The sequence below is a fragment of the Synechococcus sp. RC10B2 genome (assembly GCF_047502635.1).
Genome location: NZ_JANSHO010000077.1, coordinates 35,067 through 50,263, shown reverse-complemented (window position 1 = coordinate 50,263; position 15,197 = coordinate 35,067). Strand labels below are relative to the sequence as shown.

The window sequence follows — 15,197 nt, the reverse complement described above, 5'->3', positions numbered from 1 at the left end:
CTATGAAACTATATCAACGACCCCCATCATGGGTAAGCGACTAAAGTGGCTAGCGCGCTTTTCCGGCGCGCACTCAAGTGCGGGGCTAGCAAGCTATCCTCTTGTGTTTGCCTTTGCCGGTATTTGGGAGCGCTGGCGCAGCCCACAAGGGGTGGAGATAGAAACTTGCGCCATCCTCAACACGCCGGCCATGATGGAGCCTTTCCACGAGCGGATGCCGGCCATTTTGACGGAAAACGACTACGACCTCTGGCTGGATCCACGGGTGCGGGATCCCAAGCTGCTGTTGCCCCTGCTCCGCCCCTACCCGGCAGAGGCCATGGCCGCCTACCCCGTCAGCACCCATGTGAACAACCCGCGCCACGAGGATCCCACGTGTCGTGCTCCCATCGGAGAAGCTGGGCAGGGATCCAACCTCAGCGAGCCCGCTGGTAGCGCATCCCCGGCAGTTGCACCAGCCAGCCTTCCAGTTCCATAAGCAGCAGGGTGCTGGAGAGGGTGGCAATGTCCATCTGGGTGGCCTGGACCAGGGCGTCGAGGCTGAGGATTTCGTTGCCCAGGAGCTGCCAGAGAAGCTGCTGCTGGGGATCGCTGGGGCCGAAGGAGGGGGGCTGTTCTGGGGGAGGGGATCCCTGAACCAAATCCAGCTCTTGGAGCAGCTCCTCAATCCCCAGGATCATGCCGGCGCCGTTGCGGATGAGCTGCAGACAGCCGCGGGCCGCCGCTGTGTCGATATTCCCCGGTAGGGCGTACACTTCCCGACCGTAGTGGTTGGCCAGGTGGGCGGTAATCAGCGCCCCCGAGCGCTCTGGGGCCTCCATCACCAAGGTGGCGCGGCAGAGGCCGGCGATGATGCGGTTGCGCTGGGGAAAGTGCTCCTTGGCCGGCGGCGTGCCGGGAGGATATTCGCTGAGGACGGCTCCTTGCTCCAAGATGCGCCGGTAGAGGGAGCGATGGTGGGCGGGGTAAACCTGATCCACCCCCGTTCCCACCACGGCCACTGTCTTGCCGCCTGCCTCTAGGCAGGCCTGGTGGGCAATGCCGTCGATCCCGGTGGCCAGCCCCGAGACCACCACACAGCCGGCTTCTGCCAGGGCGGCACTAACTTTCTGAGTCCAGAGCCGACCGTAGGAGGTGGGGGCGCGGGTGCCGACAACAGCAATGGCCGGCTGCTGCCAATCGGGGCATTCCCCTAAGACATAGAGAAGGGGCGGCGGATCCGGCAGCTCCCACAGCAGCGGCGGATAGCCGGGATCCGCCGGGGTTAGGAAAGGGATCCCAGGCTTTTGGGTCTGCTCCAGGATCTCCTCAGGATCGAGGCCAGGCCGGGCAGAGACAATTGCCTGGGCCAAGGTAGGGCCGATGCCTTCTACCTGCTGCAGGTCCAGGGCGTCCGCCTGCCAGGCCTGCTTCAGGGATCCAAAAAACTCCGCCAGCCGTTTGAGCCGGTGCGGGCCGATGCCCTTAATCTGCGCCCAAGCCAGCCAGTAGGGCCGCTCTTGTTCGCCGCGGCAGGATCCCGGCCTGCCGGCGTTGTCAGCGGGGGAGGAAGGAAAAAGCAATCTCAAGTCTCTGGATCATCGAAAAGGGGAATCTCGGCGGCTGGCTGCCTCGACCCTGCCGCGGGGCTAATACCAGGTTAATCGAGCCATCCTGCTTTAAAATGAAGTCCCGCTGAAGATGCACCTGCACAGCAGGAGGTCGGAGGATGCTCGAACAGGATCCCGCCGCTGGCCTTTTGCGCTTTGGGCGGCTGCGGCAAGCTTGGGTGTGGGGGATCTATCCCCTGCTGTGGCTATTGACCTGGGTGGGCGTGCGCTCCGCCCAGCCGCAGCTATTGGGGATCCCGGCTTGGTACTGGGGGGCGGGGTTGGCCATGTTGCTGCTGGTGCCCTTGAACCTCTACATTGTGCGCGTTTGCTGGCCTAGAGATGGGTGACACGGTTTTGAGTTTGGGTGTGGTTGGGGTGTACCTGCTGCTGTTGGCGGCCATTGGCTGGTGGAGCTACCGCCACAGCGGCCAGGATCCCGTGAGCTATTTCTTGGCGGGGCGGGGGCTGGGATCCCTGGCCTTGACCTTGACCACGCTGGCGACGCTGCTGAGCGCCTTTACTTTCCTCGGCGTGCCGGCAGATGCCTACACCCACGGCCTGGGGATCTTTCTGGGGGTGGGGGTCACCACCGCCTTGATTTCGGGGCTGTTTTTTTGGATAGGCTACCGCGTGTGGCTGGCAGCTCGGCACTTCGGCTTTATTACCCCTTCCGAGTTTTTTGGCCACCGCTTCAACAGCCCTCTCCTGGCCCTGCTCTATTGCCTGAGCGCCCTGACGTTTACCGCCCCCTACATCAGCATCCAGATCATTGGCGGAGCCCGCACCCTGGCCGCTGTTTTGGGAGAAGGGATCCCCTATTGGCCCCTGGCGGTGGTGGTGGCCTTGGTGATCTTGGGCTATGTCCTCTTCGGCGGCTCCCAGGCGGTGGTCTGGACGGACGTGGTGCAGGGGATCATCCTGGTTTTGGGGATGGGGGTGGCCTTTGTGGCGGTGGCCCTGAGCTTGCCCCCGGAAACGGCTGGGCAGTTGGATCCCTGGCTGAGCTTGCCGGGCCCGCAGGGGCGTTGGAGCTGGCAGACCCTGCTGGGCAACCAACTGCTGTTTTTTATGGCCACGCCCCTTTTTCCCCAATTTTTCCAGCGCTTCTACATGGCCAAAAGTGCCCGTCCCTTCCAGACTCTGATGGTGGTCTGGCCGCTGCTCATTCTGCTGGTGTTTTTCCCGGCAGCCCTCATTGGCGTCTGGGGCCGGCTGGCTTTTCCTAACCTGCAGCAGCCGGACCAGATCATGCCGCTGATGTTGCAGAGCTTGCCCAGCGGCGTGGCGGCAGTGGTGATTACAGCCGCGCTGGCGGCTTTGATGTCCACGGCGGACTCGCAACTGCTCACGGCCAGCTCCCTAGTGACGCGGGATCTGGTGGTCACCTTCCTCAAGCGCCCGCTTTCCCCGCACCAGGAGGAGCTGTTGGGCCGCTGGGTGGTGCTGGGGATTGGGCTGGTCTCCTTTGCCATTGCCGTCAGGCCGCCGGGGCTGATTGCCCAGATTGCCACCTGGAGCTTCCAGGGCAACGCCATGCTCTTTCCCGTCTTGATCGCCGGCCTGTACTGGAAGCGGGCGACTCGCGCCGGGGCCGTGGCCGGAGCTTTGGTCTCCAGCGGCCTCACCTTGGGCTGGCTGTCGGGCCTGTTGCCCAAAGGCTGGACGGGCGGCTGGCTGCCGGTCATCCCGGCGGTGGTCGCCGGCACAGCCGTGCTGGTGGTGGTCAGCCTGCTAACCCAGCCCGACCGGGAGAGGGTGGCCGCCTACTATGAGAACGGCCCTTGGGCGGAGGAAGGGATCCCGGAATCTTCAGTTGTCTCGACCTAGATGGCGGCCCTCACCCCCAGCCCCTCTCCCTCAGGGAGAGGGGAGATGCTGCGGCGCTGCTCAGCTTCTGCCGGCAGCCAACCTCTTGAGAACCAGGAAGGTGCCGACTAGGAAGAACAGGCCCATCAAGCCGGCCAGCGGGTTGCCGCCGATGCCGGTGAGCCACTCTGGCGCTTTGCCGGTGTATTCGATCCAAGCCAAGTTGTTGACCCAGGTGATGCCCCACACCCAGCCGGCGTGCAGCCCCAGGCTGAGTCCTAGCTTGTTTTGGTTCCACACCTTGGCCTGGGCCAGCAGCAAGCCCATCAGCCATAGCCCCGGAAACTGGGGCCAGGTGGCGAGAATCTCCGCCAGCGGCTTTAAGAAATGGGCCAAAGCAAAGAGAAGGCTGGATCCCCACAGAGCGCTTGTCCAGCCGTAGTCCAAGGCCATCTCCTGCAGCAGCCAACCGCGGAACAACAGCTCTTCCGCCAGCGCCACCGCCAGGCCCACCCCTAACCCCAGCAAGCCATAGCCGAGCAGGGATCCCCCTGCCACCGGCTGCCAGCTCAGCCAGCCCAGGGCACCCTCTAGGCCAAAGAGCAGAAAAAGCCCGCCAACACCCATCCCCAGGCCCCAGAGGATCCCAGCCCGGCAGGCCCAACTCTTGTCTAAGCCATAGGCGGCAAACCCGGATCCCCACAGCCACAGCCAAAGGAGCAGCAGGGCATACAGCGGCAGCCAGAGGTACTCTCGCCCAAAGAAAAACCCCCCTAGGCCGACCCACGGCAGCCAGGCCAAAAGGGGGATCCCCAAAAACAGCAACAGGCGCAGCGGAAATGGAAAAGCTTTTAGTCTGGCAATCTGCAGGCCCACCCAACCCGCTCCTAGTTAGCGTTCCGGCTCGATCGAGCTGGTGAGGCCGTGCTGGCGCAACTGCTCGCAGTAAAACTCCGCATGCTCCCGCGGCACCACGATGACCACAGCAACGCCGTTGTTGTGGGCTTCCAGCATGATTTCGGTGGCTTGCGGCGGCAGCATCGATGGGATCACCTTCACCAGCACCTGCACCACGTACTCCATGGTGTTGACATCGTCGTTGTGCAGCAACACCCGGTACATGGGCATGTGCTTCGGGGTTACAGAAGGCTTAACCAGAGTCTCCGTAGCCACGACGATCCCTCCTTGGGTCAACAAGAGGTTCTAGAACGCAAAACCGGAAAACAGAGCCAAAAAGCAAAAAACCTTAATGGAATTTTAGCCTTCTCAGCAAGGGTTGTGAAAAGCCGGCGCACGGAGGTCGGCGTTCTTAAACAGAAGCTAACCCAGTTTTCACCGGCCCACAACCTCAGTTTGGGCGCAAAAATGCTTGACTGAGGGCGGTTGGCTGTTGTTGCGGATCCCTTTACATTTGCCTGCGTCGCCGAGGTTAGCTGTATGAGTTCCCTGCGTTCCCGTCGCTTTTTCCTGCAGTTGCTGATGTTTGGCGGTGGGGCAGCTGCCCTGGCCGCCTGTGGGGGCAACTCCAGTTCTTCCATCCCGCCGCTGGGAGAGCCCGGATTTCCCCAAGGGGTGTTTGCCGGGGATCCCACCGCTGAGGGGGCGGTGCTTTCCACGCGGGTGGTGCCGGCCAGCAGCGTGGATACGGTGCCTGTGACGCTGCAGGTGGCGGAAAATGCCGAGTTCAGCCCCATTCTGCAGCAGGTTTCGCTGACTGCCCGCCGCGTGGCCGGTCGCAACTACCGCACCGAGCCGGGCGACTACATTGCCCGGGCCGTCGTTACCGGCCTGAGGCCGGCGCAGCGCTATTTCTACCGTTTTGTCAGCGAGGGGCTTACCAGCCCTGTGGGCCAGTTCCGCACCCTGCCGGCTGCGGGCGATGGGCGGCCCATCCGCTTCTTGCACATTAGCTGCGCCAATGAGCCTCCTTTTCCCATTGGGGCAGCCCTATTGGCCGAGGTTAACCGCGGCGATATCGATTTCATCTCCTTCAACGGCGACACCGTTTACGCGGATCGCTTTTGGCTGGGGCTGGATCCCATCGGCAACCTGGAGTTTTACCGCAGCCTCTATCGGGATCAGCGGGATCCCAAGTATGCCGGGCCGGAGTTCCCGCAACTGTTCAGTCGTACCTCCTTTGTCGTCAACTGGGATGACCACGAGGTAATCGACAACTACAGCGGCCAGAAGGCCCGCGGCGGCCGCGCCGTCCAGCTCAACGACACCACCGGGCAAACCCGCGATGTGGAAGATCTCAAGGTGCTCGGCTACCAAGCCTTTTTTGAATACAACCCCATTACCCCCAACCTGACAGATGTGGCCGGTGTGGATAGCCGGGATCGGCTGTTTCGCAGCTTCCGCTACGGGGCCAATGCCGAAGTCTTTATCCTGGATCTGCGCCAGTACCGGGATTTGGCGGCGGTCACCCCCATTTTGCCCATTTTGCCTCCCGGCCTGACCCGGCAGCGTTTTTTGGAGCTGGCCGGCATTCGCCTCACGCCCGAACAGGAAACCCTTTTCTTCGGCCCACCCGGCTCCGAGCAAGCCCTGTTTAACCTGCTGCGCCGCACGCCGCGCACCCTCTTGGGAGAGCCGCAGAAGCAGTGGCTGTTCAACGGCCTGCGCAACTCCACTGCCACCTACAAGTTCATCGTCAGCGAGTTTCCCATCACAGTGACCTATTTCCGCTCCAACGACGTGTGGGAGGGCTATTGGCTGGAGCGGCAGGAGGTGATCGACTTTATCGAGCAGAACAACATCCGCAACGTGGTGTTCCTAACCGGCAACAACCATGCTGGCTTCATCGGCCAGGTCAACCCCGGCAGCAGCAACCCCATTTGGGAAGTATGGACTGGCCCCACGGGACGGAGTGTTACCGCTTTAAGCATCGATGAAGAAGGGAATCGCCTAGGGATCCCCAACGCCAGCCGCCTCTACTACCGGATTGTGAATGGCTTTCTGGCCCCTGTGAACCCTGCCAATCCAGAGGTGAGCGGGATCCCTGGCGTAACAACGGGCAACCTGCGCTTCTTGGAGCTGGCAGTGCCTAACTACAACGTCATCGAAGTGTCCGGCAGCCGCTGCACCATTCAAATCAAAGGCCCCACCGGCAGTGTTCTGACCGATCCCCTGGGACGCCGCGGAGAACTGATTCTGCCCCAGTGAGGAGCTAGACAGCTCCGGCCTAGAAAAATAGAGGGCTTTAGGCAGATTTTATCCACCCTACTCTGATCGAAATCAAGGGATCCCCGCTCTGGTCGGGATCCCTTTTTTGCGATTTTCAACATGGGATCCTTAACGTGATCTGGATCATTCGGGAGAAACAGAGTTGGCTGCTAGAGTGTGGGTGTTGAGGTGGATCCCTGTAGCCAAATCCATTCTTTCTCCGTTCTTCAGTAAGGAGGGCATGCCTATGGCTTCGGTGCGGGGCTGGTTGATGGCAAGCCTGATAGGGGCAGCCGCGGTTGTCGGGGGTGCTGCCGCCTGGGCTCAGAGCCGTAGTTTGTGGCTTCTTAATGGACAATCGACCGTAGTTACAGGCTACTTCTACCAAGGTGAAAACATCTGGGCGCAGTGCGACCAGGATTGCTTCGATGTGGATCTGGTGCTTTACGATGCCAGCGGTCAGGTGGTGGCTGCAGACGAACTGTTGGACGATTTCCCCATCGTGCAGGCGCCCTACGAGGGCAACTTTTCTGTCAAGGTGATCATGGCTAGCTGTCTCCACCCCAGTGGTTGTGCTGTGATCGTAGACTCGGACTACAGCTTCTAAAGGGGCGCCGGCTGTCCTTAACTTCGCCCCCACGGCTTGGAAAGCCAAGTCAGCAGCCTAGCCTGCTTTTTGGGTGGCTTCCTGGACTTTGGCGTGGGTAAACTTGCTTATGCCGTGGACGGTCTTCTCCCAGTAGAAGGGCTTGGTAAAAAGCTGCCACAGGGCCATATAGGCTGCGATGGAGTGGAGCTGCCAATAGATGGGGTTGAGCAGGGCATAGAAGGCCAGATCGTAGTAGCCGCGTCGGAAGACAGCCACCAAGTTCAAGTAGATCCCGATGGCATTTCCTACCAGGAGGTTGAACAAGCCTAGGTAGATCAGCCAACTGGGGAAAATGTTTTGCAGCCAATGAGCACGGGTGAGCAGCCAATAGAAAAAGAGCAGCCACATAATGGGGCTGGTGAGGAAGGTCAAGAAGCTGCCCCCTATGAAAAACTGGTAGGCCAGCCAGTTTTTAAGGCCCAGTTTGCGCAACGAGCGCAGGGGGTGGCGGTTGTGGACTAGCCAAGTCTGCATGTAGCCCTTGATCCAGCGGGAGCGCTGCCGGATCCAGTTTTTGAGGGCGCAATTGGCCTCTTCGTAGGTGGTGGAGTTGATCACCCCCACCGTGTAGCCGTGCTGGCTAGCGCGGATGCCTAGATCGGCGTCTTCGGTAACGTTAAAGGGATCCCATCCCTGCAATTCCCGCAGGCGGTCGGTGCGGAAATGGTTGCTCGTGCCTCCCAGGGGGATGGGCATTTTCAGAGTTTCCAAGCCTGGCAGGAGGTAGTCAAACCAGTAGGAATACTCCAGCGTAAACATGCGGGTGAGGAAGTTCTCGTTGCGGTTGAAGTAATTGAGAGCAGCCTGGACGCAGACCAAGCTGGGATCCCCTTTTCGGAAGGCAATGACTGCTTTTTTGAGTTGGTCGGGGTCGGGGATATCCTCAGCGTCGTAGATGGTGAGGTATTCGCCGCGGGCAAAGGCTAGGCCATAGTTGCAGGCTTTGGGCTTGGTCTTGGGCTTGCTATCCGGCACGATGAGCAGGCGCACATAGCGGGGGGGCTTGGCGGCCCGAGCAGCTTCGATGGTGGCCTGGTCGTTTTCCTCCAGTAAGATGATCACATCCAAGCGCTCATGGGGGTAGTCCAGCTTGGAGAGGGAGTTGATGAGAATTGGCATCACTTCTGGCTCTTTGTAGACCGGCACCAGGATGGTATAGATAGGCAAGTCGTGATCATCCAAAGCGGCCACTTCCTCATCGGAGATCTGGTGGAAGCGATCGGCGGATCCCACTAGGCTGAGCAGCAGTTTGAACAGGATCGAAGCGACGTAAAAAAGATTGATCAGCAGCACCAAGATCGTTAGAGTCGTCCAGGGAGCAGTGGCCAACCCCCACAGCAACAGCAGCAGCAGGCCATAGCCGACCGCAATTTGGGAGGGGGTAAACACCCGCGAGGCCGATTCCTCCGGCAGACGGGTCAGCAGCTTGTAGACTGCCTCTTGGCTGAAGCGGGATCCCTGGTCTTGGCTGAGCAGTTGCGTGATATCCTGCTCGGTGCCCAGAACTTTTTCAATTCGCAACCCTGGCCGCCAGCTGTAGAGCAGCTCATCCACCGCCCAGTCCAGGGGGTCATTGACCATCACGGTGAGGGTGTTCTCATCCGTCCAGGTCAAGGGGTAGAAGAGGTGGCGCATCATCAGCTCGGGCTCGAACTGGCGGCTCAAGCTCTCGTCGCGGTAAAGCAGCCCTGTCCCCATCAGCTCCGAGACGGAAGGATAGCCCAGCAGATGGGCTAGGATGCTGAGATACTCGGGAGTCGAGAGATAGCTCAGACGGGTCAGCACCTGCCCCAGGTTGGATCCAGTGCGGCGGCGGATGTCCAAAGCCTGCTGCCACTGCTCCAGAGTGAGACGACTGCCCAGCAGTTCGGCAGAAAGCTTGCGTTCGAGGATAACTGTCAGGATCTGCTTTTCAGTGGCCGGGATCTCCCAGAGTTTTTCTGCTTCCGGGCACAGGCGTTTCACAGCCCGCCAAACGCCGGGGTAGCCCGGCTCTTCAGTGGCCACGACAACGGTTTGCGGGTTGAGCCAGCCACAGGGCAAAAAGCGCACCGGTATGAGATCGCCGGGCTCGACTAGCCAAGGCAGCTCCAGATCCAGGGGGTGCTTGAGCAGCCAGTCCCGCAGCTTGGGCCGATCCAAAATCTGGCGACACAGGTCGGCGAACTTGTCGGGGTGCATGACCCGCAGGCTCCAAAGAGCCCTGGGCAAGGAGCAGCCCACCTCTTCCCGGTACTCCTCGGCTTCCGCCAGTTGCTGCCGGGTGAGGTAGCCTGTCTGCACCAGCCAGGACTTGATCGACTGCAGCATGGCCTCGAAGTTTGGGTTCGGCTTCAGTCTGGCTTAAGCGCAAGTCCGTGACTAGCCCCCTACGAGGGGATTGGGGATTCGGGGCGGCGGGCCAAGCGTTGGTAGGTATTCCAGGCCCCTACTGCCAGCAGGAGAGCCAGCACCAGCACCAGCCAGTAGCGGTACTGCCACAACAGGAGCTGCCAACTGAAGCGGCCTGGGTAGCGCACCCGATAGCCTTGAGGAGTGAGATCCCAACTCTGTACCTGGGTGAGCTGGGGGGTGGCAGCGTAGGCAGTGAGCACATTTCCCTGCAGTTGGTTGGCTAGGCGACTGCGCGGATCGGCAAGGCCGCGGCTGAGGCGTTCTGCCAAAGCTGGATCGGATCCCCACCAAGACAGCCACAAGGTGGGCCTGCCCTGAACCAAAAAGTACTGCAGCAGGCCGAGGCTTTCCTGGGGCTGAGCGGCCAAGGCCACCTGCTGGTTGAGGGGATTGATGATTTCAAACTGGGATCCCAGCCGGATGGGGCTATTAAGCTCCACCTGATCTGGCCCAGCCACGATCACCTGCCAGGCAAAGTTCCCCGTCTCCAGGTTGGCTTCCTCTTTGGGCAAAACCTCAAGGGTGGGCAGCAGGGGTCGGGCAGCCAGCCGGCTGAGGGCACCGACCAGGTAGGCGGCAGCCGGCAGCAGTTGGGGATCCCCCAGCCCAACCCGTCCAGATCCCTGCAGCACCGCCGGGATCTCCTGCAGCTCGCCGTTGGGGGCTTGGTAGCCACTCCAGAGAAGGCCAGAGCTATCGGAACGCACTTGCAAGGTCAGCGGGGTCAGGGATCCCTGGCAATTACCGGGGCTGGCGCCATAGTCAAAGCGGAGCTCCAGTTGATTAAAGCGGCGCAGCAGGCGGGTGGGTAGGGTAACGGTCTCGTTGAGCTGGGTGCGCCCGGTTAGGTTGTAGGTGCGCAACAGAACGCCATTCAAGAACACGTAGCCCGTCAGTCGATCCCCCACTCGGCCATCCACCGGGTTCATGATCACATCCAGTTGCGCTGCCAGATCCCGCGGGCGCCCCCCCAACTGGGCCAAGTTGAAGTTGAAGACCAAAGACTGGCTGCCAAACCCCCGCAGCAGGGGATCCACAATCCCCAGCTCGCGCAAGCTGAGGCGGTTGGCCCTGAGGGCCCTCTCCCAGTCTGCCACCGCCGCTACCTGGATCCCACGGCTGACCAGCCCGGCCCGCTTCCACTCTTCATAGAGGGCAAGAATGGCCTCGCGGCGGGCGGCCACCCGCAGCCGGGATCCCTCTGGGGTAATCTGATGCTGCAGGTGGGGGGTAAAGTTGGCCGGTTCCAGAATCACCTGAGGTCCTTTGGCTGGACGGCTGCTCCAGAGGATGGGCGTTTGGGGAAAAAGGTGGGCCAGCAAGCTGTACAGGCCCAGAGCTGCTTCCGCCACCTCAGGAGAGGGGTTGGCGGGCACCACCAGGGTGAGCTGGGGGTACATCAGGCGCAGAAAGCCGGCCACAGTAGCATCGGGCACGCGGGGCACCAGCTCAAAGAAGCTATCGCGCCCCACCCTCAGCAGCAGGTTGCCGGTGTTGAGGTCGGCGCAGATGTCGTCGGTGATGCTCAAAAACGGCTGCACCGACACCGTGATGAAGCGCTCCCCTGGGGGCAGGGCCGGGATCGGCACCCGCACCACTGGCTCCTGCCGCAGATCTTGCACCAGGAAGATACCCGCCAGCTCGTCATTGATCAGCACCCGCACCGTGGACGTAGGTTTCAACACCGGCGAGGGATCCAGGCGCAACTGGACAAAGCTGGCTTCCGGGTCGATGCCGTTGATGGGCGCAGGGACGGTGACATCCAGGCGCGGGTTGGATCCCTGCAGCAGCACCGAACGCTCGTAGCCCAGCCTCTGGAAAGAAAGAGGCTCCGCCCCCACTGCCTGGGTCGGCACGCAGCAGAGCAAGCCGGCCACCAGCCATCCCCACCGCCTTCTTGCCTGCCTCACCTCAGCCATTTGCTGGATCCCCAGAACCTGCCCCGACGACAAAAAAAGCCTAGACCCAAAGCAGGGGCAACTGCCAAGCTTTTAGAAGTATATGGCGCAATAGTTATCAATTGGCCACAGGAGAGCCCTCTCGCTCAGGAACTGGCCTAGGCGCGGGCGTAGTCGTCCTCGAAGCGCACGATGTCGTCCTCGCCCAGGTATTCTCCGTTCTGCACCTCGATGATCACCAGGGGAATGGTGCCGGGGTTTTCCAGGCGGTGCTTGGTGCAGGGGGGAATGTAGGTGGATTCGTTGGAGTTGAGCAGCATTACCTCCTCGCCCCGGGTGACGCGCGCCGTACCCCGAACCACGATCCAGTGCTCGCTGCGGTGGTAGTGCATCTGCAGGCTGAGGCGATGGCCGGGCTTGACCTCGATGCGCTTGATCTTATACATCGGGCCTTCATCCAAGACGCAGAAGGAGCCCCAGGGGCGGGTCTCAGCCTGGGAGGGCAAAAGCTCCAGCGCCGGAATTGCCGCGTCGTTCATGTCCCGCACAGACTGTAGCATTGAGGTCACACCTTGTTCCAGTTCAAAGACTTCCCTATCTTCACCTGCAGCCCGGCCACTGTTCATCGACCATCTTGCTGAACCCAATACGCCAAAATGCGTAGAAAAAACGCCTCAAAAAAGGGAAAACTAGTCTAGCTTTGTAGGGATCCCAAAACACGTCCATCGATCCCAAATAGTTTTTCTGAAACTTGTTGGCATTAAGTCACTCCTTGGGATTCGATGAGGTGTTCAAGTCTCCTAGAACTAATTGTGAAGTTTAGCTAAGTTTGTTCGTGAAGCATCTATGTTTGCAACTCAGCTTAAAGCCTTCTGGAGGCTCGTTGCGCCGGTAGGGATCCCCTTGCTGCTCCTGGCTGGTCTCTTGTGGGGGCTGAAGGAAGGCTGGGGCTGGGTGAGCCTGGAGATGCAGTTTCTTGGCTACAAGGGATCCGTAGCCGCCCTGGGGCCGGATCCGCGCCTGCCCATTGTCGGCACCACTTTCCCCCCCTCCCTGGTGCTGGCCACGGCCATTTTGGGGCGATCGCCGCTGTTGCTGCAGGCCATTTTGGGAGCCCTGTTGTTGGGCTGGATGGGGCAACAGTTGCGCCGTCTGCCCGCCGGCCTGGGGTGGCGCTGGCTGTGGGGCTTGTTGCTGCTGCTGCAGCCAGCTTTGATCCTGATGCTGCTGCGTAGCCCCGCCTGGACAGCTACCTCGCTTTTGCTGGGGGTGAACATGGCTTTGTTGTTCCCTCTGGCCGAGGAGAGACGAGCGGCGGAGAAGGACGAGCTGACCGTTACGCTGCGGCTGCTGCTCATTGGCCTGACCTTGGGGCCCCTGATGGTGCTGCGCTGGGAAAGTAGCTGGCTGCTGCCCTGGCTGGCGATAGCGCTGCTATTGGCTTTTCGCCGCGAATCCTGGGGGTTTCGCTGGGCTTCGCTTTTGGTGGCAGGCTTTGTCAGTCTGGCCTTGATCCTGAGCTGGCTGTACGTCAACTGGCTGTCGGTGGGGGATCCCTGGGCCTTTACCTTTCAGGTGGGCAGTGGCCTGCGGCTGCCCCAGTTGCGGGAAGACTTACAGCAGGTAGGTGGCTGGCGGGGGCTGCTTGAAGCGGGAAAGTGGCTGGCGCTGCTGGCTCCTGCCTATTTGCTGTTGGGGATGGGATCCCTGTTGGGTCACGGTTCGGGCCGCTGCGTCTGGATCTTGATCTGGGGGACGCCGCTGGTGATCCTCTTAGCTTCCCTAGGGCAAGGGCTGTTTCTGCCAGAGCTATGCCGTTTTGCTGTTTTCTGGGTACCCTTGCCTCTTGGGATGAGCGCCTACCTCGCTCGTGGAGCTGGTCCCCGTTGGGCTAAGTGCTTGTTGATCACTGCTCTCTTGGGGCTGAACTGCTTGACTGCCGGCTATGGGCTAAGCCAAGAGTCGGGTTTTTGGGCGCCCTTGGTAGCCGAAGAGCGGGATCTCTGGGAGCGACTGGTGGCAGAGGTAGCACCCATAAGCCCCCAGTTAGAAGCTGCCCAAGACCTGTACGAAGTAACTCCTAGCGGGCAAGCTCTAGAAACATGGCGAAGACAGCGCCAGGAAAAGCGCCAGGTGGGGCAATATCTCCGTCGCCACCTATTGCCCGGCGAGAGGGTGCTGGTGGACGACGACATCCACTTTGAGGCTATCTTTTGGGCAAGGGATCCCCGCTCTTTCCTTACTCCTCACCAGTACGAGTTTGCCCTGGCCCTTCAGCATCCCCAGGAAAGGGTGGACTACCTCTTGGTAGCGGGGCTGGCGGATCCCTTGCGGAGCGCCGATCGCATCCTGCAATTTTGGCCTGAGCTCAATTTTGAGGGGCTGCCGGGCTTCAGGGAGGTTTATAGCTCCCCCCAAGTGCGGCTGTGGGCTCGCCAACACCAAGAGGAACCGCAGGAGGAGAGGAGATGAAAAGGAGACGATCCTGGCAGCGGCGACAGGTGCTGCAAGCGGGCGGAGCGCTGCTGGCTGCCTATGGGGTTGCCGGCTGTGGCCAGGAGTTTTTGAGTCAGCAGGGGAGTCGCAGCCCGGAAAATGCCGAGACGGGAAGCATGAACTTGTCAGAGCTGCTGGCCCGCTGGCAGGTGGGCATTGGCGAGGATCCCGGTCGCTTTCTCTGGGAGATTGAGTCGGATCCGCAGGTGGCGGCAGTGGCGCAGGGGTGGGATCCCCATTTCTTGAGCGGCTGGCTCAACAGCTTTGACCACCGCCAGGGGGATCTCTCCTTCTGGCGCAACTGGCACCAGGCCGGGCTTCTGCGGCAGTGGTTTGAGCGGGGCTACAGCCTGCACATCATCACCTGGGAAGACGACACCCACCGCCCCTGCGGCGACTACCACATCTCCCAGCAGTTTATCCAAGACGTAGCCGAGCTGGCGGGGTATATTGCCCAAGCCAACCCCCAAGGCCGCCCTACCTACTGGAGCTTGGCCACCGAGTTTTCCTATTGGCGGATCCCTGCCGATACCTACAACGCCGACACTGCCCCCTACTACCAGGCTCTCATGCGCAACGTCCTAAGAGCTCGCCAGGCCATCAAGGAGCGTTTGCCAGAGGCCGAAGTGGCCCTCTGTTGGGGCGGGTGGATTGCCACCTTCGACGATCCCCAGCGCGGGTCGGGGCGCAGCATGGTGGAGCCTTTTGCCGAGACGATGAGCCGGATGGACGGGATCGCCTTCCAGTCCATGCGCCAGCGGCGGCCAGGGGAGTTTAACCCAGAGCTGAACGGGCCGGATCCGGGCAACCCTGAGCAGATCCGCCTCTGTTGCCATCTCTTTGCCCCCATCCACTCCAACCTGATGTTGGCCCACTACGAGCCATCGATTAAGGACAAGCACCCCAACGGCGGTCGGGCCGACACGGTCCAGGTGGACTTTGCCATCATGAGCCGGCGGGAGTGGCTGCAGGAGGTGTCGCAACTGGGGCTGCGGCGCCTGTCCCTGATGCACTACGGCCTCTACAAAGGGGATCCCTATGGAGCGCTGACGGCAGCGCGGCAATTTCGGGCCCGCGTGGGTTTGCCGGCTGTGGCCCAGGGGGTGTAGGGAAAGCCCTGTGGGCGACGGCCCAAAGCGGCCTTCTGCCGATACAATCCCCCTCGGCGGCGCTGCTGTTGCCGGGAAAAGAAGAGAG

Annotated in this window: 13 protein-coding genes; 7 read left to right on the top strand and 6 right to left on the bottom strand. The window is 61.2% G+C overall.

Annotation, left to right across the window (positions count from 1 at the left end):
* Positions 1-478, top strand: a 478-nt coding sequence (locus NW855_RS11810) for an SOS response-associated peptidase family protein (RefSeq protein ID WP_414508815.1), incomplete at its 5' end; no start/stop codon positions are given.
* On the opposite strand, the gene dprA is transcribed toward NW855_RS11810, so the two are convergent.
* The gene (gene dprA, locus NW855_RS11805; RefSeq protein ID WP_148203212.1) at positions 417-1,568 is read right to left on the bottom strand and encodes a DNA-processing protein DprA; all 1,152 of its coding nucleotides are present in this window, start codon (positions 1,566-1,568) and stop codon (positions 417-419) included. The genes NW855_RS11810 and dprA overlap by 62 nt on opposite strands.
* A 140-nt stretch (positions 1,569-1,708) precedes the next feature.
* Between dprA and NW855_RS11800 the strand changes: the two genes are divergently transcribed.
* Positions 1,709-1,939, top strand: a complete 231-nt coding sequence (locus NW855_RS11800; protein ID WP_011431304.1) for a hypothetical protein — start codon at positions 1,709-1,711, stop codon at positions 1,937-1,939.
* Positions 1,932-3,419, top strand: coding sequence for a sodium:solute symporter family protein (locus tag NW855_RS11795; protein WP_414508814.1), 1,488 nt, complete (start codon positions 1,932-1,934; stop codon positions 3,417-3,419). Before NW855_RS11800 ends, NW855_RS11795 begins: the two co-directional genes overlap by 8 nt.
* Positions 3,420-3,479: 60 nt before the next feature.
* Here NW855_RS11795 and NW855_RS11790 read toward each other — a convergent pair whose 3' ends face one another.
* Positions 3,480-4,274, bottom strand: a complete 795-nt coding sequence (locus tag NW855_RS11790; protein ID WP_011431301.1) for a CPBP family intramembrane glutamic endopeptidase — start codon at positions 4,272-4,274, stop codon at positions 3,480-3,482.
* 15 nt (positions 4,275-4,289) lie between these two features.
* Positions 4,290-4,571, bottom strand: a complete 282-nt coding sequence (clpS, locus tag NW855_RS11785; protein ID WP_011431300.1) for an ATP-dependent Clp protease adapter ClpS — start codon at positions 4,569-4,571, stop codon at positions 4,290-4,292.
* 264 nt (positions 4,572-4,835) lie between these two features.
* Here clpS and NW855_RS11780 point away from each other — a divergent pair, with 264 nt between their 5' ends.
* Positions 4,836-6,563 (top strand): alkaline phosphatase D family protein, encoded by a 1,728-nt coding sequence (locus NW855_RS11780; RefSeq protein WP_414403028.1) that lies wholly within the window; start codon positions 4,836-4,838, stop codon positions 6,561-6,563.
* Positions 6,564-6,804: 241 nt separating this feature from the next.
* Positions 6,805-7,170, top strand: a complete 366-nt coding sequence (locus tag NW855_RS11775; RefSeq protein WP_414403029.1) for a hypothetical protein — start codon at positions 6,805-6,807, stop codon at positions 7,168-7,170.
* A 57-nt stretch (positions 7,171-7,227) separates the two neighbouring features.
* Here NW855_RS11775 and NW855_RS11770 read toward each other — a convergent pair whose 3' ends face one another.
* The 3 genes from NW855_RS11770 to NW855_RS11760 form a co-directional block, all read right to left on the bottom strand.
* Positions 7,228-9,522 carry a glycosyltransferase gene (locus tag NW855_RS11770; protein WP_414403021.1) on the bottom strand — a complete coding sequence of 765 codons (2,295 nt, stop codon included), beginning with the start codon at positions 9,520-9,522 and terminating at the stop codon, positions 7,228-7,230.
* A gap of 59 nt (positions 9,523-9,581) precedes the next feature.
* Positions 9,582-11,525, bottom strand: a complete 1,944-nt coding sequence (locus NW855_RS11765) for a cellulose biosynthesis cyclic di-GMP-binding regulatory protein BcsB (RefSeq protein ID WP_414508813.1) — start codon at positions 11,523-11,525, stop codon at positions 9,582-9,584.
* Between the two features lie 137 nt (positions 11,526-11,662).
* Positions 11,663-12,043, bottom strand: coding sequence for a cupin domain-containing protein (locus NW855_RS11760; RefSeq protein WP_346426066.1), 381 nt, complete (start codon positions 12,041-12,043; stop codon positions 11,663-11,665).
* Between the two features lie 307 nt (positions 12,044-12,350).
* Here NW855_RS11760 and NW855_RS11755 point away from each other — a divergent pair, with 307 nt between their 5' ends.
* Positions 12,351-13,976, top strand: a complete 1,626-nt coding sequence (locus NW855_RS11755; RefSeq protein ID WP_414508812.1) for a hypothetical protein — start codon at positions 12,351-12,353, stop codon at positions 13,974-13,976.
* Positions 13,973-15,109 (top strand): hypothetical protein, encoded by a 1,137-nt coding sequence (locus NW855_RS11750; RefSeq protein ID WP_414508811.1) that lies wholly within the window; start codon positions 13,973-13,975, stop codon positions 15,107-15,109. The genes NW855_RS11755 and NW855_RS11750 overlap by 4 nt, the downstream gene beginning before the upstream one ends.
* Positions 15,110-15,197 lie beyond the last annotated feature (88 nt).